General features: G+C 74.5%; 15 protein-coding genes. 6 read left to right on the plus strand and 9 right to left on the minus strand.

Going from position 1 to position 21,073, the window contains the following annotated elements; all coding sequences use genetic code 11:
* Positions 1-145: 145 nt before the first annotated feature.
* The gene (locus tag WMF31_RS10375) at positions 146-1,777 is read right to left on the minus strand and encodes a delta-60 repeat domain-containing protein (protein WP_436601776.1); all 1,632 of its coding nucleotides are present in this window, start codon (positions 1,775-1,777) and stop codon (positions 146-148) included.
* 237 nt (positions 1,778-2,014) lie between these two features.
* Here WMF31_RS10375 and WMF31_RS10380 point away from each other — a divergent pair, with 237 nt between their 5' ends.
* Together WMF31_RS10380 and WMF31_RS10385 are read left to right on the plus strand one after the other, a co-directional pair.
* Positions 2,015-2,890 carry an aldo/keto reductase gene (locus WMF31_RS10380; RefSeq protein WP_436601777.1) on the plus strand — a complete coding sequence of 292 codons (876 nt, stop codon included), beginning with the start codon at positions 2,015-2,017 and terminating at the stop codon, positions 2,888-2,890.
* 175 nt (positions 2,891-3,065) lie between these two features.
* Positions 3,066-4,328, plus strand: coding sequence for a hypothetical protein (locus tag WMF31_RS10385; RefSeq protein ID WP_436601778.1), 1,263 nt, complete (start codon positions 3,066-3,068; stop codon positions 4,326-4,328).
* A gap of 52 nt (positions 4,329-4,380) precedes the next feature.
* Here the strand turns inward: WMF31_RS10385 and WMF31_RS10390 are convergent, their stop codons facing one another.
* The 3 genes from WMF31_RS10390 to hisF are packed head-to-tail and all read right to left on the minus strand — an operon-like array spanning position 4,381 to position 7,745.
* Positions 4,381-4,764 (minus strand): DUF533 domain-containing protein, encoded by a 384-nt coding sequence (locus tag WMF31_RS10390; protein ID WP_436601779.1) that lies wholly within the window; start codon positions 4,762-4,764, stop codon positions 4,381-4,383.
* 33 nt (positions 4,765-4,797) lie between these two features.
* Positions 4,798-6,951, minus strand: a complete 2,154-nt coding sequence (locus WMF31_RS10395; RefSeq protein ID WP_436601780.1) for a hypothetical protein — start codon at positions 6,949-6,951, stop codon at positions 4,798-4,800.
* Positions 6,948-7,745 carry an imidazole glycerol phosphate synthase subunit HisF gene (gene hisF, locus WMF31_RS10400; protein WP_436601781.1) on the minus strand — a complete coding sequence of 266 codons (798 nt, stop codon included), beginning with the start codon at positions 7,743-7,745 and terminating at the stop codon, positions 6,948-6,950. The genes WMF31_RS10395 and hisF overlap by 4 nt, the downstream gene beginning before the upstream one ends.
* Before the next feature lie 298 nt (positions 7,746-8,043).
* Between hisF and WMF31_RS10405 the strand changes: the two genes are divergently transcribed.
* A complete protein-coding gene (locus tag WMF31_RS10405) occupies positions 8,044-9,948 on the plus strand; it encodes a hypothetical protein (protein ID WP_436601782.1) in 1,905 nt (634 codons plus the stop codon).
* On the plus strand, positions 9,945-11,228 hold the full coding sequence (locus WMF31_RS10410; protein WP_436601783.1) for a hypothetical protein: 1,284 nt from the start codon (positions 9,945-9,947) through the stop codon (positions 11,226-11,228). The genes WMF31_RS10405 and WMF31_RS10410 overlap by 4 nt, the downstream gene beginning before the upstream one ends.
* 264 nt (positions 11,229-11,492) lie before the next feature.
* Here the strand turns inward: WMF31_RS10410 and WMF31_RS10415 are convergent, their stop codons facing one another.
* Complete coding sequence (locus tag WMF31_RS10415; RefSeq protein WP_436601784.1) at positions 11,493-13,727, minus strand: alkaline phosphatase D family protein; 2,235 nt, start codon at positions 13,725-13,727, stop codon at positions 11,493-11,495.
* Positions 13,728-14,025: 298 nt separating this feature from the next.
* Here WMF31_RS10415 and uraH point away from each other — a divergent pair, with 298 nt between their 5' ends.
* Positions 14,026-14,367, plus strand: a complete 342-nt coding sequence (gene uraH, locus WMF31_RS10420; protein WP_129351301.1) for a hydroxyisourate hydrolase — start codon at positions 14,026-14,028, stop codon at positions 14,365-14,367.
* A gap of 395 nt (positions 14,368-14,762) precedes the next feature.
* Here the strand turns inward: uraH and WMF31_RS10425 are convergent, their stop codons facing one another.
* From WMF31_RS10425 to WMF31_RS10440, 4 genes are all read right to left on the minus strand, one after another.
* Complete coding sequence (locus WMF31_RS10425; protein ID WP_436601785.1) at positions 14,763-15,470, minus strand: TetR/AcrR family transcriptional regulator; 708 nt, start codon at positions 15,468-15,470, stop codon at positions 14,763-14,765.
* Between the two features lie 463 nt (positions 15,471-15,933).
* The gene (locus WMF31_RS10430) at positions 15,934-17,487 is read right to left on the minus strand and encodes an allantoicase (RefSeq protein WP_436601786.1); all 1,554 of its coding nucleotides are present in this window, start codon (positions 17,485-17,487) and stop codon (positions 15,934-15,936) included.
* Positions 17,466-18,824, minus strand: a complete 1,359-nt coding sequence (gene allB, locus WMF31_RS10435) for an allantoinase AllB (protein WP_436601787.1) — start codon at positions 18,822-18,824, stop codon at positions 17,466-17,468. Before allB ends, WMF31_RS10430 begins: the two co-directional genes overlap by 22 nt.
* 68 nt (positions 18,825-18,892) lie before the next feature.
* Positions 18,893-19,774: an MBL fold metallo-hydrolase gene (locus WMF31_RS10440; RefSeq protein ID WP_436601788.1), complete on the minus strand. Its 882-nt coding sequence runs from the start codon at positions 19,772-19,774 to the stop codon at positions 18,893-18,895.
* A 434-nt stretch (positions 19,775-20,208) separates the two neighbouring features.
* Here WMF31_RS10440 and WMF31_RS10445 point away from each other — a divergent pair, with 434 nt between their 5' ends.
* A complete protein-coding gene (locus WMF31_RS10445; RefSeq protein WP_436601789.1) occupies positions 20,209-21,036 on the plus strand; it encodes a DUF3025 domain-containing protein in 828 nt (275 codons plus the stop codon).
* The last annotated feature ends 37 nt before the right edge of the window (positions 21,037-21,073 follow it).

Genomic DNA, 21,073 nt, shown 5'->3' on the forward strand with positions numbered 1-21,073 from the left:
GGTCAGGGGGCTCGCCCGGGGCCCGCCGCCATGGCGGCGGCCCCGGCTCGCTTCGCGCGACGATCGTCCGCCGCCCCCCTGCCCGTCAACGTGGAGCGAGGGGGGCGCGCGTCGGCGCCCGTCACGTCGGTGCCCGTCAGTCCTGTCAGTCCCGCTGCGCCGGGACCGGCAGCAGGACCAGCGTCGCGTCGTCGTCCTCGGGGCCGTTGCCGTCGGAGCGGTATCCCGCGGCCGCGATCCAGGCGCCGTCCGGCGAGAGCGCGACCCCGAAGAGCGCGTCGTCGGAGCGCTCGAAGCCGTAGAGCCGGTGTCCGCTCGGATCGAAGCGCGTGTCCGGGGCGCCGTTCGGATCGAACACGGCGATCATCGCGTCGACGTTCCCCGTGGCGGGCGTGGCGCTCCCGACCATCACGATCCGATCGTCGGGCAGGGCGAGGAGGTTGCGCCCGCGGTCGTTGTCGCCGGCCACGTCGAGCAGGACGCCGCCGTTCACGCCCCAGGACGCGTCGAACCCGCCCGTGGCCGTGACGCGGAAGGACACGAGATCCACGGCGCCGCTCTCCTCGGCGCGCCCGTAGCCGGTGGTCACGTATTTGCCGTCCGACTGGCGGGCCGCGCCGTAGGCCTCGGCCATGCCCACGGGGAACGGCGAGAGCCTCACGACGCCGTCCGCGGAGAAGGTCGTGTCGGGGGTCCCGTCCGCGTTCAGCCGCAGCAGCACGATCTGGTTCCTGCCGCCCACGCTCGTGTAGCCGGAGGAGACGATCTTCCCGTCGGCCTGCACGAACCCGTTGCGCGGGTTGTCGCCCAGGTTCAGGCCGTCGACGTCGAGCGTGTGAACGCCCTCGGTCGCGAAGGTGGTGTCCAGCGCGCCGCTGGCGGTGAGCCGCACGATGGCGCGATCCCGGTCGGCGCGGTCGGCCGCCTTCTTGCCGGCGAAGAGGACCAGCCGATCGTCGGCGTCGCGGTCGACGTTCCAGAGCATGTCGCCGGTGCTGCCCTCGCCGGCGCCGAGATCGTGGATGGCGATGCCGTTCGTGCCGAAGGTCGTGTCGAGCGTGCCATCGGCGTTGAACCGCACGACCGCGAGATCCGCGTCGGGCTGCGTCAGGCTCGGGTCGTGCTCGACGTTGCCGGCGAGCACGACCTTCCCGTCGGACTGCAGGACGATGCCGCGCGCGGTCTCCGCGGGGCCGCCCGCGACCACGTTGACCCTCGCGATGCCGTTCGTGCCGAAGGTCGTGTCGAACGAGCCGTCGGTGTTGAAACGCGCCACCGCCATGTAGGTGTCGCTCCCCACGGCCACGTGCCCCGCTGCGTAGGCCCTGGACTCGGCGTCGAACGCCACGGCCCAGAAGCGATCGTCCGCGGCCTCGTCGAGCGCCACGACGCCCGCGAACCCGCGCGCCCAGGGCTCCGCGCCGCCGGTGCCGTCCTCACCGCCCGCGCCGCCGGTGCCGTCCTCACCGCCCGCGCCGCCGGTGCCGTCCTCACCGCCCGCGCCGCCGGTGCCGTTCTCACCGCCCGCGCCGCCGGTGCCGTCCTCACCGCCCTCGCCGCCGGTGCCGTTCTCACCGCCCGCGCCGCCGGTGCCGTCCTCACCGCCCTCGCCGCCGGTGCCGTTCTCACCGCCCTCGCCGCCGGTGCCGTTCTCACCGCCCTCGCCGCCCCCGCCGCTGGTGCTCGTCGAGGTCGCGCCACCCGCACCCCCGCCGCCTCCCGGCCCCGAGGTGGCCTCGGAGTCGTCACCGCATGCGGCAACTCCGCCGAGCAGCACGCACCAGGAGATTCCGAGAGTCGCAAGCGCGGTCCGTCGGGCGGACAGCCAGGTCCTGTTCGCAGGCATGTTCCACGGCTCCTTCATCGAAGATGAAAGTGAAAATCGTTTAGATTGGCGTCTCTACTGGCAGGATGAGCGGCCTGTCAAGGGATTCCGCTGTCCCTGTCCCGCCGGCGGCCGGTGCCTCGCGCGAAGGGCCTGGATCGAAGCCGCACCTTTGGTGATCCTCGACCGATGCTCACCTCCTGGTCCTCCGTCCGCCTCAACCGCAGCGACCTCGAGGTCGCGCCGCTCGGCCTCGCGTCGGGCTACGGCGTCTCGGGACGCGACGTCGAGCGCGCCTTCGAGCGCGGCGTCAACTTTTTCTACTGGGGCTCGCTGCGCTCGGCCGACTTCGGCGCGGCGCTGAAGCGCCTCGGCGCGCGCGATCGCGCGCGCATGAAGGTGGTCGTCCAGAGCTACGCGCGCTGGCCGTCCGGCATCGGCAAGTCGCTCGACAAGGCGCTGCGCGAGCTCGGCTTCGACTACGCCGACGTGCTCCTGCTCGGGTGGTGGAACCTGCCCCCGCGCGCGTCGATCCTCGACGCCGCGGCGGAGGTCATCCGGAGCGGGCGCGCGCGGAAGCTGATGATCTCCTGCCATCATCGCCCCACGTTCCCCGCGCTCGCGCGCGATCCGCGGGTGGATCTCCTGATGATCCGCTACAACGCGGCGCACCCGGGCGCCGAGCGCGACGTGTTCCCGCACCTCCCGGCCGAGCGCCCCGGCATCGTGACCTACACGACCACGTCGTGGGGGCAGCTCCTCGATCGCGCGCTGGTGCCGCAGGGCGAGCGGCTGCCGACGGCCACGGACTGCTACCGCTTCGTCCTGTCGAACCCCGACGTCAACGCCTGCTGGGCCGGCCCCAGGGACGCGGGCCAGCTCGATCAGGCGCTCGCCGCCCTCGACGCGGGGCCCATGAGCGAGGAAGAGCTCGCCTGGATGCGCCGGGTGGGCGCCGTCGTGCGGGACAGGACGAAGCTGCGCGCGCGCGGCATGGGCGTCGCGGACCGGCTCATGAACGCGATCTCGGGGTTCGGGTTCCGGAGCACGGCCGAGCTCGGCTAGAACACCGGCGAGCGATTCGCTCGCTGCGCGACCGCTCCTTCGCCGCGCGCACGACTCGTGATCTCGCGTGATCTCGATCGTGGCAACGCCGAGCTGCTCGTCTCCCCGCCGGCGGCCCAGGGGGCATGCGGCGAGCTCGCCGCGGGCTCCTCGGCGAGGCTGTAGAATCCCCTCCGTGGACCGCCTCCAGCTCGAGAGCCATGCCGTGGTCCTCCAGCGCGAGCGCCGCGCGCGCCGGCTCGCGTGGGCGTTGCTGCTGGTCGGGCTCGCGCTCACGGCCGCGGCGCCGCCCGCCGCCGCCCTGACGCAGTTCATGATCGGCGGCGCGGGCGCGTTCCTCCTGATGCGCGCCTTCGGCAAGACGCCGACGCCCCGGCGCGGATCGGCGCGGCCGGCGACCGTGGTCGCAGAGGACGGCGATCTCGTGATCCAGCAGGCGGGCCAGAGGACGCTCCTCGCGCGACGCGAGCTCGAGAACGGCTGGATCGACGCGTTCGGCGGCCACCATCACGTCGTGCTCCGGAAGAAGGGCGGCGACGTCCTCTGGGTGCGGGTACGGGACGCCGACGAGGCCGGCCTCCTCCTCCGCGCGGCGGGCTTCGCCGCGGATCAGCACGCCTTCCGGATGCGCCTCGTCAGCGTCCTGTCGGAGCGCCTCAGCCACCGGGCCCGCGCGGCGCTGATCGTGCTCGCGAGCCTCTTCCTGTACCCGCTCGTCGGCCTGGCGCCGCTCGCGTGGGCGCTCGGGGGCGCGACGGTATTCCTCGGGGCGCTGCTCGTGCTGCTCGTGCTCGTCTATCCGATCCTCCAGCTCGTGATGCCGCGGACCGCGCTCGTGGGCACGGATGGAGTCGTGATCCAGGGGATCGCCACCCGGCGCCTCATCCCCATCACCGAGGTGGCTGGCGCTCGCGCCGACGCGCGCGGCGTGTGGCTCGATCACGTCGGCGGCACGTCCATCCTGCTGCCGACCGTTGCCCGGATGACGGCGAGCCACGGCGCCGCGCCGCTGGTTCACCTCGGCGCCGACACCCGCGTGCTGCTCGCGCGCGTGCAGGAGGTGATGGCGTCGCGCGGTCACGCGGGCACCTCGGCGCGCCTCGGCGCGCTCGACCGGAGGGGGCGAGCCTTCGAGGACTGGCGCGGCGCGCTCGGCCGCCTCGCTCACGGCGACGCGGGCGGCGGGAGCTACCGCGAGACAGCCCTCGATGTCGACGATCTCGCCCGCGTCCTCGAGGACGGCGCGGCCCCCGCCGAGCGTCGCATCGCCGCCGCCGTGGCGCTCGCGAGCTCCGGCGACCCCGCGTTGAAGCGCCGCGTCCGCATCGCCGCCGGCACGTGCGCCGACCAGGCATTGCGCGACGCGATCGAGAGGGCGGCCGAGGAGGAGCTGCAGGAGCGAGACGTCGACCGGGTGCTGCGGCTCCGCGCGGACTGAGCGAGGGGCGGGCGCAGGTCGCTGTCCGGGCGCAGCGCCCGCGTCCGCCGCGTCAGAGCAGGGGAAGGAGCCGCCTGGCGCGGGCCTCGGCCGCCTGGATGATCTGCGCGGACTCGCCCTCCGGGAGCTCGAGCTTCTTGCAGAGCGCGGCGAGGTACTGCCTCTCCGCGTCGTGCTGCTCGCCGTCGACGAAGGTGAGCAGCACCGCGTGCTGGAGCAGCGCACGGCGGTCGTCGCCGCCGAGCTGGCCGATGGGCACGTCGTCCAGCGTCTTCTTCTCGGCGGCGTAGGCGCGGATCTCCTTCGCCTCGTCCTCGCTCGCCTCGAACGCCGAGATGAGGCCCTCGACCATCTCGCGCTCGGCGTCGTGGAACTCGCCGTCCGCCCACGCCACGCTCACGAGCGACTTCACGATCGCCATGGTCTGCTCTTGCATGGCGGCGATCTTCATCGCTCCCGGGGGGCAGCGTCAATCGTGAGCGAGGGGGGCCTTCGCCGCCGCGTGCGGCGCGGCGTGAGGAGCCTCGCGCGCGAGCGGCTGCGCCAGCGAGGCGAACAAGTCCGGCCGCAGGGTCCCGGCGAGCCCGGCGCCGAGCAGCGCGAGCGCGACGAGCGCGAGCCAGAGGGACAGCCCCTTCCGGCGCGGCGTCCAGAGCGGCGCAGGCGGCCTGCTGCGCCCGTCCAGCGAGGCCCCGTGCGCGGCATCCTCGGACGGATCGGGGCGGCTCGCGGCGCTCGGGGTGACGGTGGCCGGCGGGCGCGCGCCCGGGAGCCCGAGCGCGGCGCTCGCCGGGAGGACCGCGACCGGGGGCGGCGTGAGCGTGGGGTCGAGGCCGGCCAGCACCTTCATGCTGCGCGCGGCGCGGCGCTGCGTGCTGCGCTCCGACCTCGCCACGAAGCGCGCCATGAGCTCGTCGACCCGGGAGGCGTGGGCGCCGTCGCCGTCGGCCGGAGGGGGCGCGCTCCGGGCTCTCCGCGAGGCGCTCCATACGATGGCGTCGATGGGGGCGAGGCCGGGCGGGCACGGCTCCTCCGCCGGCGCCGCGTCAGCCGGCGCCGCGTCCGCGGGGGGCGCGGCCAGATCGCGCGCGTCGCACTTCGCCGGGACCGGCCAGGGCAGCGTGTGCCGCGCTGCCGGCGATTCCTCGGGCGATGCCACGCTGGCTCGAGGACAGGAGGGCACGGAGGCGAGCGCCTCGCGGTGGGCGGAGGACCAGCCGCCGTAGGCTGGGGTGAGCTGGGACGCGGGCTCCTCCGCGGGCGGAGGATCGGCGGTCGCGACGGCCGTCGCGCGCGAGGCCTCGACGGTGGCCGCCGGGACGCTCGCGATGCTGGCGGGGGCGTCTTCCGCGATGCCGGCAGGGGCGTCTTCCGCGACGCCGGCGGGCGCCACCGCCATGCCGGCATCGACAGCGCTCTCGGCGTCCGCCGCCTCGGTCCAGACCGGCGTGGCCACCGTCGGCGTCGGCTCCTGCGTGCGCGGTACGACGCCGGTGGGGTCCGGGGAAAACGCGACGAGGATCGCCTCGATGCCCTCCGGGCTCGTGAACGCTCCATCGCACGCCGCCGTGTCGCGCGCGACGGCGTCCGTCTCCGAGGCGGGCACGGCGCGCGCTTCAGCAGGATCGACCGCCGCCGCCGCGTCCAGCACCGCGGCCGCGATCGGCGCCACGGGGGCGATCGGCGCCACCGGCGCGACCGTCCGCGCCGGCTCGACGAGCTCCGGGATGAGCGGGATCTCCGCCAGCGCTGCCGCTGGCTCGACCTCCACCTCGACCTCAACCACCGCCTGCACGATGGTCGGGGTCGGCTCCGGGAAGCCCTCGGCCAGCTCGCTTTCGTGCGCGGCGTGCCCGTGCGCCGGATCGGCGTGGGACGGCGGCTCGAAGGCTGCGGGTCCGGCCGCGTCGTCGGCGATCGCCGGGGCAGGGACCGTCAGCCCGGTGTCGTCACAGGCGGCCTCCCCGGGGTCGAGCGTCAGCTCGACCACCGCGGGAGCCACCGGCCCGGGCTCCAGGGGCAGCTCGATCCCGGCGGGCGCGGGCGCGGCGGCCGCCTCGGCGAGCGGCGGCGCGGCCGCCTCGGCGCGCGGCGCGGCTGCGCCGGCAGCTTCCGCGAGCTGCGGCGGCGCCGCCTCCGCGCCGGGCGCCGCCGGCCTCGCCTGGACCTCGCCGCGCGCGCGCCGCAGCCGGCCGGCGTCCCTGGCGCGCAGCGTCTCGCGGGCGAGCCGCGCGAGCGCGCGCCGGGCGGCGTGGCGGTTCACCGGGATCAGCGCGGCCTCGAGCTCTCGCGCGACCGCATCCGGATCCCGCTCCGCCTCGGCGCGCGGGCGCGCCGTCGCCGTGAGGTTCGGCATGCTCCCGGCGGACGCGGCGAGCAGCCGCGCGAGCAGGTCGCGCAGGTGCCGAGCGGCCTCCGCGGGCGCCACCGGCTCCCCGCGCGAGCGCACCGTGACCGTGCCCTCGGTCGTGAGCAGCACCGCGCGCTCGTCGAGCCGCAGCGGCAGGCGCGACGTCGCGTCGCTCACCGCGAGCGCGAGGTAGCCCGACGTCTCCGGCACCAGCGAGGCGCAGCGCGCGTGTGCCGCCGCGAGGACCTCGTCCAGCGTGACGCACGCGCTCACGACAGCCCCCGCTCCGCCGCGGCGCGTGCCGGCCGGACCGGCACCCCCGCCGCCTCGAGGTACGCCTTCGCCTCGCCGATCGTGTACTCGCCGTCGTGGAAGATCGACGCGGCGAGCGCCGCGTCGGCCCCGCCCTCGACGAGCCCGGCGCGCAGGTGATCCAGCGTCCCGACGCCGCCCGAGGCGATCACCGGGACCGACACGGCGCGCGCGATGGCGGCGGTCAGCAGCAGATCGTACCCGTCCCGCGTGCCGTCGCGGTCCATGCTCGTGACGAGCAGCTCCCCCGCGCCGGCGCGGGCGATCTCCTCCGCCCACGCGACCGCATCGCGCCCCGTGTCCCGCCGGCCGCCGTGGGTCACCACCGTCCAGGCCACGCGCGAGGGATCCTCGATGCGGCGCGCGTCGATCGCGACCACGATCGCCTGCGAGCCCCACCGGTCCGCGGCGCGCCGCACGAGGTCGGGATCGTTCACGGCGGCCGTGTTGATCGCCACCTTGTCGGCCCCCGCATGGAGGAGCGCCTCGACGTCCTGCTCGGACCGGACGCCGCCGCCGACCGTCAGCGGCGTGAACAGCACGTCCGCGGTCCGCGCCACGACGTCGAGCAAGATCCCGCGCTTCTCGTGCGACGCGGTGATGTCGAGGAACGTGATCTCGTCCGCGCCCTCGGCGTCGTAACGACGGGCGGCCTCGACGGGATCGCCGGCGTCCCGCAGCCCCACAAAGCGGACGCCCTTCACGACGCGGCCGTCTTTGACGTCGAGGCACGGGATGATGCGCTTCGCGAGCATGCGTCCGCGTTAGCGTACCTGCCGCGTCCGGGCCAACTGTTGCGCGCGGCGCCGGCGGCCCCAGGCGCGCGCGGCGCGAGCCCCGCAGAGCGGACGGCGCCCCCGGGCCGCGGATCGGGCGCCCCGGCGCCCGAAGCCTGACCGCGCCGCGGTTCCTCGCTACCATGGCGCCATGCATTGCCCGCACTGCGGGAAACCCACGCCCGAGGGCTCGATCATGTGCCCGCACTGTGGCGCTGCGCTGTCGGGGCCGGGCGGCCCCGGGGCTTTCCATGCCCAGAGGCCCGCGACCCGCACCATGGTCGGCGTCGCGCTCCCCGACGCGCTCCGACACCTCGCGTCCGCCTCGGCCGGCCCCGGCGGCGCTGGCCACGGCGGCACCGCGCCGGCGCCGAACGGCGGCACCGCGCCGGCGCCGAACGGCGGCACCGCGCCGGCGCCGAACGGCAGCGCGCCGCCGGCGCCGATGGCCGGCGCGCCGGGCGCCGGCTCGCGCACGCTCGTCGGCATGCCCGTCGCGAGCTTCGGCGTGGCGCCCGCGCCGGCTGATCCGCGCCTCTCCGGAGGCACGCTCGTCGTCGGGACCCCGGCGGCTGCCGGACTGGGCGCGCGCTTCGATGTGCCCCCGGCGGCCGGCGCGCCCCTGGCAGCCGGCGCGCCCCCCCTCGATCAGACCGCGGTGCTGCCCCCGGGCGCCGGCGCGGCGCGTCGCCCGGCGCCGCCCCCCGCCGTCTCCCGCACGCTGGTCGGCGTGGCCCGCCCTGGCATCGCGCCGCTCGCGCCCGGGGTCGCGGCGCCCGCGCCTCACCCCGCGCCCGACCACGACGCGCGCTACCAGCCGGCCGAAGAGCTCGGCGCGACGATCGCGCCGGTGCGCGCCCGCGCCGCGGCGCTGCCCAACCCGATGCTGCTGCGCCCGCACCGGCTGCAGCAGCGGATGGTGCCGCCGCCCCGGCGCGCGCGCACGTCGCGCCGCGCCGTCGCCGTCGTCGCCGCGGGCGGCGTGCTCGCGATCGCCGCGGTGCTGTTCGCGCTGCTCTGGCCGAGCGCACCCCCGGTCACCGCGCGCGCCCGCGCCGACGCCGGCGGCCGCGAGGTCATCGAGCTCCGGTGCGAGAGCTGCCCCGACGGCACGACCGTGTCCATCGGCGGCGACCGCGCCACGATCACCGGCCGCGTCGCGCAGATCCCGCTCGCGAGCCCGCTCTCCGTCGGCGAGAACCGGATGAAGGTCGCCATCGACCGCCCGGGGGGAGGGCGCGACGAGACGGTCGGCGTCTCGATCCACGTCGCGTACCGGATCCGCCCCGACCTCGGCACGCTGCAAGGGGAGCGCCCCTCCATCCAGATCGTGGTCGAGGCGAGCGCGGGCACGCAGGTGCTCCTCGACGGCAAGGAGATCGCGCTCTCGAGCGGCCGGGCGATCCGGTCGATCGACGTCACCGGCGCGGTCACGGGGCCCTCGGACGACGCGAGGACGCTGAGCCGGCAGGTGCCGTTCACCGTCACGCCGCCCGACGGGCCGCGCGAGCAGGGCATGGTGAGCGTCGCGGTCGGCATCGTGCCCCTCACCATCGAGGCGCCCGGCCCGAGCGTGGTCATCGACAAGGAGAGCTTCGTGCTGGCCGGGCGCACGGCCCGCGGGGCGCAGATCTTCGCCGGCGCGCACCCGATCGCGGTCCGCCCCGACGGCACCTTCGCGCACGTGATGAACGTCTCGTCGGTGGGCGCGACCCAGTTCGAGGTGCGCGCCAAGATGCAGGGGATGGCCCCGCGCATCGCGAAGATCGCGGTGCGCCGGGTCGACCGGCTCGAGACCGCCGCGAAGGAGTTCGCCGCGCGCGGCCCCGTCGGCTACGCCGAGCTCGCCGCCGGCGGGAAGGACCTCGTCGGCAAGCCGATCGCGCTGCGCGGCGAGGTCCTCGAGGCGCGCCGGCAGGGCCATTCCACGATGATCCTGCTCTCGGTCCCGCGCGCCGCCGGCTGCAAGGACGGCGGCGCGACCGCCGCGGGATCGAGCCCGGGCGCCGCGCCGCGCCCTCTGGCGGCGTGCACCGTCCGGCTCGTCCACGGCGCCGAGAACCCCGCCCAGCGCGGGGATGTCCTCACCGCGTACGGCACCGTCGCGCCCCCCTTCGTCGCGCCGGGCGGCGCCGAGATCCCCGAGGTGTCGGTCGAGTTCACCCTGAAGGGGGCCCGGTGAGCGCCGATCGCGCCCCGCGACGCGCCCCGCGCTGGCCACGCCGCTCGTGGAGGGCGGGCCTCGTCGCGGCCGCGGCCCTGCTCCCCGCCGCGGCCCTGCTCCCCGTCGCGGCGCCGCTCGCCTTCGCCGACGCCGTCGACACGAGCCGGCCGCACACCGTCATCGTCGGCGCGCCCCGCGGCTTCGCCCCGAGCGAGCGGCTCGACGCGCGCCGCACCGGCCGCTCCCCGTCGCCGCTGCCGAGCCCCGCGCGCGAGGCGTGGCGGAGGCAGCTCCGCGGCGGCATCGACGCGGCGCCGCTGGCGGACGCCCGGGGCGACCTCGTCATCGCGCTGACCGTGCCCGAGATCGTCAAGCTCGGGTCGGACGGCCGGGAGCGCTGGCGCGTGCGCATCGGCAACAGCGCGCCGCTCGCGCCGGCGGTGATCACCAGCGACGGGACCATCGCGATGATCACCTCGTCCGGCGTCGCGCTGGGGCTCACGCCCGCGGGCGGCGTGCGCTTCGCCGTGCCGCTCGGCGTCCGGGGGCGGGATGCCGACGTCACGCCGCTCGCGCTCGACGACGGCGGCTTCGTGGCGGCCGTGGGGCGGTCGCTCGTGGAGCTCGCCGCGGACGGGGGCGTGCGGGCGCGCGTCGAGATCCCGGACCGCGCGGTCGGCGCCCTGCTCGCGGGCCCCGAGGGCACGCTCGTGACCACCGAGTCGGGCGCGGTGCTGGCCTGGCGTCCGCCGGGCGCGCCGAGGCGGCTAGGCTCCCTCGGCGGGCTGCCCCGTCACGGCGCCGTGCTCGAAGGCGCCCGGACGCTGCTCGCGGTCGTCGACGGCCGCCGCCTGGTCGCGCTGGATCTGCCGACCGGGACCACCAGCGTCCGCGTCGGGAGCGCCCTCGGCATGCTCGACGGGCCGCCCGCGATCGGGGCCGGTGGCACGGCCGTGCTCATGACGTCGGCCGGTCTGCTCCTCGGGGTCGACGGCTCGGGCGACGAGGCGTTCCGGATCGCCCTCGACAGGCCTCCGCCCGCTCTTCCCGCCGGCGGCGGGCGCGCCGGCTTCTTCGGCCCGGTGGACGCGAAGCCGAGCCCGCCGGTCGTGATCGACCGCGCCGGCCGCGTCGGGTTCGCGCGGGCGGGCGGGCGCGCGGGCGTCGTCGGCGTGGATGGGAGCGTCTCGATCGCCGCGGAGCGCGTCTGCTCGACGCCGATCGCGGTGATCCCGGCCGGCGAGGAGCGGATGGCGGTCGCGTGTCGGGACGGGACCGTGGTCATGCTGGCGCGCTAGAGGACGGCGTCGCCCCGAGCTCCCGTCCCAGGGGCCACACGCGGCGGTATCCCGGAGGCCTCGCCGGTGGCCCGGCCCGGGGCGCGGGGGTGGCTCCGGGCATCGCCTCCGGGGCCGGCGCTCCGGCGGGCCCCTTTGGTGGCCCGCCTCCGCTCTGGCCCCTCCGGCAATGCCCGGAGCCACTCCCGCGCCCCGGGCCTACCGGGGTTCGAGAGCGTGCGCCCTCGTGGCGTGATCGAGAGCTGCCCGGCGCTCGGCGAGGGCTCAGGCCCAGCTCACCGCCTCCGGATCCCACTTCTTCCACGTGCCGCCGTCGTCCTTGTACAGCTCGGACTCGCCCGCCACGGTCTTGAACCGCTCGATCACCATCCCCTCGATCGTATCGCCCTCGCCGTACAGCGGCATATCGGCCACGTTCTCGGGAATCAGGTACATGCTCACCACGAACTCGGTGGCGTTCGCCTCCGCGATGCAGAACCCGTTGTGCCTGGCATCGGCGAAGGCCAGGTGAGGGTTGATCTTGGTGTCGTGGCCGACGAGCAATGCCTCGAGGCTCTCTGCGACGAACGACGCGTCGGGGACGGTGCTCAGGAGCGGATCGAGCGCGATCTGCCGCACGAGCCCCGAGTGGAACGTGCTCGACGAGATCGACGAGCCGACGAACTCGACGATCTTCTTCGATGGATCGCCGTCCGCGGCCGGCGTCCCCGCGAGGAAGGCGTGGATATCGCCCGTGATGGCCACCACGTTGCCGACCTCCGCGAGCTGCTCGAGCAGCTCGTTCCGCCCGTGGCGAAAGCCGTCCCAGCCGTCGCAGCTCATGTAGAAGCGCTGCTTGAACCGCTCGTCCACGAGGGCGGTCGTCGTGAGATCGATGGCGAGCTGCGAGAGGCAGTATTCGTTGCCCCACACCTTCCAGGTGCTCTTGGACTCCTGCATCGTGGTCAAGAACCACGCCTCCTGCGCTTCCCCCATGACGGCGGCGCGCGCCGGGTCATCCTGGGCGACAGGGGTCGAGGCCACATCGAAGACGTCCTTGACGACCAGGTAACGCGAGCCCATGGCGCCGTAAAACGCCGTCTTCCCGAGGTCGGCATAGGAGAACCCGGGGTCCATGCCGCCCAGCGCGGTCTCGGAGAGGGTCGGCATCTGCTCGGTGCTCCCCGGGCTGATGCTCTCCAGGAGCGCCTTGACGAAGGTGCCGCTGAGCAGGCGGGCCCCCTCGTTCGGGGCATACCCGAAGCTCGGGTCGAACCCGAGCGTGGACGCAGCATCCTCCAGCGCCTTCTTGACGTCTTCGTAGCCTTGGCCGTCGATGTCGAAGCACGGGCTCGCAGAGACGGGCGGCCCGCCGAGCACGGCGTTGAGCTTGTCTTTGTCGACGACGATCTTCCCCGGGAAGGCGTCCTCCGGGATCAGGTGGTCCGCGCGGTAGGAGCGCAGGTCCGTCATCACGAGGTGGACGTGCTTGCCGAAGGTGAAGTCCCGGTAAATCTTGATGTCGTCCGGGTGCTTGACCTCGCGGTCGTACGCGAAGTCGTCGCCCTCGGGGTAGTCGACCGGCATGTACTCGAACCACGCCTGATTGGCCGCCTTGCGGCGCTCCTCGTCCGTCTCCACTTGCCGGCCGTCGAAATAGGTCGCTGTCGCGCCGTGGCAGTCGTTGGAGAACTCGTGATCATCCCAGGTGGCGATCATGGGAAAGCGCTCGTGCACCGCCTGGAGCTTCGGGTCCGAACGGTACGTCCTGTAGAGCTCCCGGTAATTGCTCAGCGTCCTGGCGGCGTGATAGGGCTCGCCGTCCGCCGAGGTCAGCGCGAGGGCGCCGTCCGCGTCGGAGAACGTGACCGTTCGCTCGCTCGAGGCGCTCTGGAAGCTCGGGTCGCCGGTCGTCTCGTAGATGTAGTCCCCGAGGTGGACGACGAAGTCGAGCTCTTCCTTCGCCAGCGCCGCATAGGCGTTGTAGTAGCGACCGATGTAGTCCTGACACGACACGAAGGCGAAGCGTACGGGCACGTCCTCGTCGGGCGCCGGCGCCGTCCGCGTCCGCCCCATGCGCGAGCGGTAGCAGGCGTCTCCCGTCGTGTAATAGAACCGGTAATAGTAGGTGGTCCCGGGGGTGAGTCCGGTCACCTTGACCTTGACGCAGTGATCGAACGCCGCCCGGGCCGTGACGAGGACGCGCGTGCTGCCCGACCCGGCGGTCAGCAGGCCCCCGGAGACCGGCGTCAGCTCGAGCAGCTGGGTGAACTCCGGGTCGAGCGCGACGGCGAGCGCCAGGCTCAGGTCCGCCTGCTGCTTGCCGTCGACGACCCGGGTCCACAAGACGACGCTGTCGGGCTTCGGGTCGCCGGAGGCCACCGACTGGGGGAAGAACCCGTCGGCGTCGTGCACGTCGCACGCGCCGATGGTCGGCTCGTCGTCGGTGCAGGCGGCCGGCACGACCACCGCGCCGGCGGTGACCAGGGTGGTGCGAAGAAAGTCTCGGCGTCTCATCATCGCTTGAGGTCCTCCAACGACGGATACACCCCGGGCTCCGGGCATGCAATGGCGGCGCCCCGGGGCGCCCGGCGCCCCAGCCGCGCGGGCGCTCCCGGAGACGGCGCGCGCGGCGCCGGCCGCCGGATGGCGCCCGCGAGGACCGCGAGCGCTGCTCGACGTGCCGAGTCAGGACGCTTCTCGTGTGCGTTCCGCCTGCCGCAGCGTACACCCTGGGCGCCGGGGCGCGTGATAAGACGACACCGGCTCAGGCCCGCATCCCGGCGGGGCGCGGGCCGTGGAGCCGTGGAGGGGAACGATGAGCGCGATCACGACCCATGTGCTGGACACGTCGCGGGGCCGCCCGGCGAGCGGCGTGCAGGTGGTGCTGGAGATCCAGGGCGCCGGCGGCTACCGGGAGCTAGGCCGCGGCGCGACCGATGACGACGGCCGGCAGAAGGCGCTGCTCCCCCCGGGCGAGCGCCTCCTCGAGGGCATCTACCGGCTCACCTTCCACACGGGCGCCTATTTCGCGGCGCTCGGCGTCGAGAGCTTCTACCCCACCGTGTCGGTCCTCTTCGAGATCCGCGACCCGGCGCAGCACCATCACGTCCCGCTGCTGCTCAGCCCTCACGGCTACACCACCTACCGCGGCAGTTGAGCGCACCCGCGCGCGCCGTCCCGCCGCGAGGCGGCGAGCACGACACCAGGCCGAGCGGGTGTGTGAGCTGGTCCGTTGCGTTCGCCGCCTGCGCCAGGCGGTGGCGGGCGGCTCACGGCAGAAGCGGAGCGGGAGCACGCCTCTGCCAGAGGGAGCGAGCCGCGGGGGTCCCCGGGCACCGCGGTCCCGGGCCCTTACGTGGAGCGTCGTTCAGGGGGCGATCGTGTAGATGACCGACAGGGCCACGACGAGCGTCGTGGCTGCGAGCGCGAGGAGCTTGGGAAAGGTCCAGTCCTCGCCGTTGTTCGTGTTCTCCGTGCTCATCGGGTGCCTCCGCCGTGCTCTCCGCGCGCCAGGCGCGCGCGACCGACTCGTGGCAGAAGGCGGACTCGTCGTCAACCCTTGATGCCTGACCAGGACGGGGCGAGCGGCCTCAGGCGGTCGCTTTCGCCGCGCCCTGTCCGCGCGCGTGGACCATGGCCAGCCTCAACCACCTCGGGCAGCAGATCGGCGAGCAGATCCCGCAGCGACGCCCGGTCGAGCTCGTGGCGCTCGATCCAGTCGAGGCTCGTCGCCTCCACGAACCCGATCCACCCCCGGAGCGCCATCCGGAGCGCCGGGGGGCGCTCCGCCACCGGCACATCGGCGAGCAGCTTCTCGAGGAAGCGGCTGCGCGTCTCCTCGATGATGGCCAGCACCTCGGCGTTCGATCCGATGCCGCCCCGGAAGACGGCCGCGTAGGAGATCCCCTGTCGCTCGACGTACGCGAGGTACGCGTCCAGCCCGGTGCGCAGGCGGTCGGACACGGGCACGTCGTCGATGGCCAGCGAGCGCTCGACGAGCTCGCGCGCCGCTTCCCTCAGGACGGCGACGTAGAACTCGCGCTTGGTCGGAAAATAATGATAGAGGAGCCCTTTCGAGATCCCGGCGGCCTGGGCCACTTCATCGATCGAGACGTCGTCGTAGGCCCGCTGGCTGAAGAGATCGAGCCCCAGCGCGAGCAGTTGAGCGCGGCGAGCGTCGAGGTCGAGCCGCTGCCGGGGCGGCTTGGCGTCGCCGCGCCGGGCGGCCGCGGCGCGGGATGGCCTTCGGGTCGACACCATGAGCGGGGGGCGCTCTATGCTTCCGCCGATCCGGGTTCAATCTCGGCAGGAGCGGCGACTCCGATCCACGACTCCGATCCACGGATGGCCGGCGGCGTTCGGCGCGTCGTCGATCCGGCGCGCCGTCATCGGGATCGAGGGGCTGTATCCGTCGAGGCGCTCGTCGCCGGGAAGGTGATCCGCTCGCCGCCGACCATCGAGTCACGAACCCGGAGGGCCGATATCCGAGTGGGCCAGGTACAAGAGAGCGGTAGGCCCCCCCGTGGCGGGTGTTCGTGGGGGGCGGGCCGACGTCCGAGTGGGCAAGATGCAAAGAGAGCGGTAGGCCCCCGTGGAGGGTGTTCGTGGGGCCCCCACGCCGCCCCACGAACACCCTCCACGGGGGCCGGGCAGCCCGGAAGGCCCTCCCGCCGCCCGCTGCCCGCCGCTCACCGCCCGCCGCTTGCCGCTCGCCGCCCCGCGGCTACCCGCCCCGGAGCATCTTCTTCAGCCGGATCGCCGTGATCTTCCGCTGCTCCTCCGCGGCGATGGCGAGCTCCTCCTCGGGCGTGTGCTCCAGCCGCTCGCGCAGGACCTGCAGCATCTCGCCCGCGCTCTTCCCCGTCGCGCAGACGATGAAGATGTGGCCGAACTTCTCATCGTAAGCGCGGTTGTCCCGCGCGAGCGCCTCCCGCGTCTCCTCGTCCGCCGCGCTCGTCCCCGCCTGTTCCTGGCTCGAGAAGCGCCGCGCGAGCGCGCTCTTCCCCGCGGCCTCGTCCGCCGGCCGGGCCTCGCCGATGCGCGGGTGCGCGCGGAACGCCTCGAGCCAGTCCTCCGGCCCGAGCCGCGCGAAGACCTGTTCCGCCGTCGCGCGCAGGTGCTCCTCGTCGCGGAACGGCCGCGCCTCGGTCATCTGCGCCGCCCACGCCGAGGCGCCGCACGCCACGCGGAGCTCCGCCTCCGCCTCGGGCGCCGTGAGCGCGTTGAGGAGGCGGAGCCGCTGCTCCGCCGCCCCGCTCCGCGTCGCCTTGCCGTGGACGCGGAGCCGGCTCACGCCCCCGTCAGGATAGATGTTCAGGCGGACGTGCGTGAACGGCCCCGTCGCGCGCAGCTCTCCCTCGAAGAGATGGCGCGTGTGCGCCTGGAGCTTCGTCTGCGGCACGATCTCCCGCCAGCCCTCGACACCGGCGAGCTCCTCCGCGGAGCGCCCCGCCGCGTCGATGCCCTCGATCATGCAGCTGTCCGGATAATTGCCCTTGAAATGGCTGGTATCGACCTCGATGCGGTCGATCTCGCCCTGGGCCGCGAGCGCCACGAGCGCCCAGTCGTGGCCGGGTCCCCTCCGGCGGCGCGTCTCCCACCCCTCTCCCATGTTCGCCGCGCGACCCGGCATGATGAGGTTGTGGCGCACCCCGAAGAACATGTCGCTGCACGACAGCACGCGGGCGCCGTTCTCCGCCGCCGCCAGATCGATCTCCCGGCCCGGGCGGTCCAGCCGGCGCCAGTCGGGCACGGCGTCGCCGTGCACCCGGAGCCGCGCCACCCCGCCGTCCGGGTAGATGTTGAGCCTGAGGTGCGTGAACCGGGACGAGCAGCTCACCGCGAACGCGTTCTGCGCGTCGCCCGCGAGCGGCGAGCGCGGCACGATCTCGACCCAGCGGGCCCGCGGATCGAGCAGCTCCTCGACCCGCGCGTCGGGGCGCGCCGCGCACGCCTCGATCGAGCCGTGTTCCGGGTAATTGCCCCGGAAGAACGCCGTATCGACGATGATCCCGCGGACGATGCCGGGCAGCCCCAGCCGCACGAGGCACCAGTCGAACCCGGGGGTCCTTCGCCTGCGCGTCTCCCAGCCGTCCATCCACTTGCCGCGATCGGTGTACTCGTGCTCCAGGAACACCGGCCTCGACGCCCTGAGCAGGTTCTCCTTCGGCGCGAAGAACTCGTCGCTCGCCGCGAGCACCGCGCCGCCCAGGCGCTCCGAGGCCAGATCCAGCGCCTCCGCGAACGCCGGCGCCGTCACCCCTCTCGCTTCAACCATCGCCCCCTCGCCTCACCGGGGAAGCTCCCGCGCTCGTAGACCTTCTCGCCGCGGAGGTAGGTGGCCTGCACGACGCCGTGGAGCTCCTCCCCCGCATACGGCGTCACCTTGTTCCGGTGCTGGAGGCGCGGCGGCTCGACCCGGAAGCTCGCCTCGGGATCCCAGATCACGAGATCCGCGTCGAACCCTCGCTGGATCTCCCCCTTGCGGCGCAGCCCGGCGAGCCTCGCCGGCCCCCGGCACAGCCAGCCCGGGAGCCGCTCGATCGGGATCCCCCGGCGGCGGGCGTCGGTCCAGACGATCGAGAGGCCGAGCTCCAGGCTCGAGATCCCGCCCCAGGCGGCGTCGAAATCGCCCGCCTCGAGCCGCTTGAGCTCGGGGGTGCACGGCGAGTGATCGGAGACGACCAGATCGATGAGCCCGCCCTCCAGCGCGGCCCAGAGCGCCTCGCGGTTCTCCCGCTCGCGGATCGGCGGCGCGCACTTGAATGGCGTCGCGCCGTCCGGGATCTCCTCGGCGGCGAAGTGGAGGTAATGCGGCGTCGTCTCGGCGGAAAGCGCGACCCCGCCGTCGCGCGCCGCGCGCAGGACGCCGAGCGCCGTCGCCGACGAGAGGTGGACCACGTGCGCGGTCGCGCCCGTCGCCTGGCAGAGCGACGCGAGCAGGGCGATCGCCTCGTCCTCGGCCTCGCGCGGCCGCGAGCGGAGGTAGGCGGCGTACGTCCGCGGATCGAGGCCCGCGATCGCCGCGCGCGCCGCGTCGATGGGGCCGGGGAGCTCGGCGTGGACGAGCAGCGGCGCCCCGGTGCCCGCGAGCGCCGCGAGCGCCGCGCGGAGGTCCGCCTCGGCCACGTGGCCGAACTCGGCGACGCCGGAGTCGACCAGGAAGCACTTGAAGCCGAGCGCGCCGGCCTCGAGCAACGGAATCAGCTCCCCTGCGTTGCCCGGGACGGCGCCGCCCCAGAAGCCCACGTCGACGCGACACCGCCCCTCCGCGGCCCGCGCCTTCTCCTCGAGGTGCGCCACGGTCGTGGTCGGCGGGATGCTGTTGAGCGGCATGTCCACGAGCGACGTGACGCCGCCGGCCGCGGCGGCGCGCGTCGCCGTCTCGAACCCTTCCCACTCGGTCCGTCCGGGCTCGTTGATGTGCACGTGCGCGTCGACCAGCCCGGGCATCACCACCGCGCCCTCCGGCGCGTCCACGACGGGACAGCCCTCTGGCACCTCGTCGTGGCCGGCGACGTCCACGATCGTGCCGCCCTGGATGTGCACCGAGGCCGGCCGCGCGGCGCCCCCGGTGAGCACCCGCAACCCGCGAACGACGAGGTCCGGTGTCATCGGGAGGAGAGGATACCACGGCGCCGGGCGAGCCGCCGGGGCGGCGCTGCCGGCGCTCGCTCTCCCTGTCAGCGCGCGATCTTCATGCGCTCGATGAGCGCGACGAGCTCGGCGCGCATCGCCTCCTCGGAGGGCGCGCGGTAGCGGCGGCCGTGGCCGGGGAGCACCCACGTGAACCGGTGCTGGAGGAGGCGTTCCATGGAGCGGATCTGCTCTGCCCACCAGTGCCAGCAGACGTCTCGCGACGCGTCGAGGCGGCCGGTCTCGCCGGAGAGCCAGAGGTGGTCTCCCGTGAAGAGGTATCGCTCGCGGACGAGCAGCGCGACGCTGCCCCGCGTGTGGCCGGGGACGGGGATCACCGTGAGATCGGGGGCGAGGGCGAGGGGGGTTTCGCCCTGGATCTTCACCTCGGCGGGGGCCGTCCCGTCGTCGACGTCGGCCTCGTGGATCACGCGATCGCACCCGAACACATCGTGGAAGATCTGGTGATCGGCCACGTCGTCGCGGTGGGTGAGCACGAGGGTCCGGACGCCGCCGAGCTCGGCGATCCGCTTGAGGAGCGGCCGCGCGGCCCGGGGCGAGTCCACGAGCACGTTGCCCTCGGGCCTCTGGATGAGGTAGCTCGCCGCCCCATAAGACGACGCCGAGGTGTAGCCGCAGTAATAGACGCCCTCCGCGATCGGCTCCGGGAAGGCGGCGGCCGCGGCGCCCGAGCTCTGCCGGGCGGTCGTGCCGATGGACGCGATCGGGCAAGACACCATGGCCATGGCCGCGCGGAGGTGCTCGTCCGGGCCCTCGGGCTGGTGAAAGACGATGGCCTGACGGGCGGCGGGCGCTTGCTTGAACACGGTTGGGGCGATCTGGCGGCAAACATCGCAGTCGATGCACGTCCGGTCCACGAAGTAGTCGCCAGGGGCGTTCTCGGGCAGGCGTTCCTCGAAGCGGGCCATATTCGCTGGAGGATGACACGCGCGAGGCGGGCGTGGAGACCGATCCTTGTGAATCGAGCGTTCCCCCTGCACCTCTGTCGGGCAGCGCGGCACCTCCACGGGCCGGAAGATCGGAGTCGCCTGGCGAAACGCGGAATGCGAAGTCCCGGGAGGGGCCATCGCGGCTGTACCGCATCGCTCAGGCTCGTTCCCGATTCCACGCTCATCCCGCAGGCCCAGGGAGAGGGGGTTCTCCGCGCGGGGTGGGGACGGGCCGTGTCTGAGCCCAACAGATCTCTCTCCTCCGGCGCAGCCGGAGGGGAGAGGTCTCAGGCGAGTTCGGCGGGGCCCCACCCCGCGCGGAGAACACCGTCTCCCTGGGCCGGGCAGCCCGTCGAGACCTCCCGCGCCGCCGCGGCTTGAGCTCTCGCCGCCGTCCTCCTATCCTGCGCCGGGTGAGCGCCGCCGGCCGAGCTGCGCCGCGCCCCCCCGGCGCACCGTCGCGCAGGTCTCTCTCCTGGGAGCCGCTCTTCTACGAGAAGAGCGGGCTCTTCTGGCCCATCCGCCCCCGGGCCGAGGCGTTCGCGACCTTCGCCGCCTGGCCCTCGGTCGAGGACTACAACCGCGCGCTCGGCCCGGGCTTCCCCGTGCGCTTCGCGGAGCAGGCGCCGACGCCGCGGCGGCGCAGGCGGCGCGGCCCCGTCGATCCCGCGGCGCTCTACGACGCGCGGATCCACGTCGAGGGCCGCGTGCCCACGCGGCCGAGCAACTGGCACGACTTCCTGAACATGCTCGTGTGGAGCGCCTTCCCGCGCGCCAAGGCCGAGCTCCACGCCCGCCAGCACCGATCGATCGCCGCGCGCCTCGACCCCGGCGCCGAGGTGCTGCCGCCGTCGCGCACGCGCGAGCTCGACGGGCTCGCGCTGCTCGACGAGGGCGGCCTCCTCTTGCTCCACGACGCGCGCCGGGCGGCTCCGCTCGACGACGCGTCCGGTCTCTGGGACCGCGCCGAGGAGGTGCGAGGCGCCGTGCGCCGGGGCGAGGCCGCGGCGCTGGTCTTCGGCCACGCGCTGTACGAGAGCCTCCTTTCGCCCGGCCCGGCGGTGTACGCGCTGGTGCAGCCGATCCCGTGCGCCGGGCCGATCCCGGCGGCGTCCGCCGAGCGCGTCGCGCTCGCCGACGCGCGCCTCCGCGACGCGCTGCGAGCGCCCGGCACCTTCGCCGCCCCGGAGCGCAGCGGGCGCCTCCCCCTCGACGAGCGCGTCCTGTGCGGAGCGCCTTGATGCGCCCCCGCTCCGCCTGCACCGTCGCCGGCGCCGC

The organism is Sorangium sp. So ce1036 (genome assembly GCF_051369805.1).
Classification (GTDB): domain Bacteria; phylum Myxococcota_A; class Polyangia; order Polyangiales; family Polyangiaceae; genus Sorangium; species Sorangium cellulosum_F.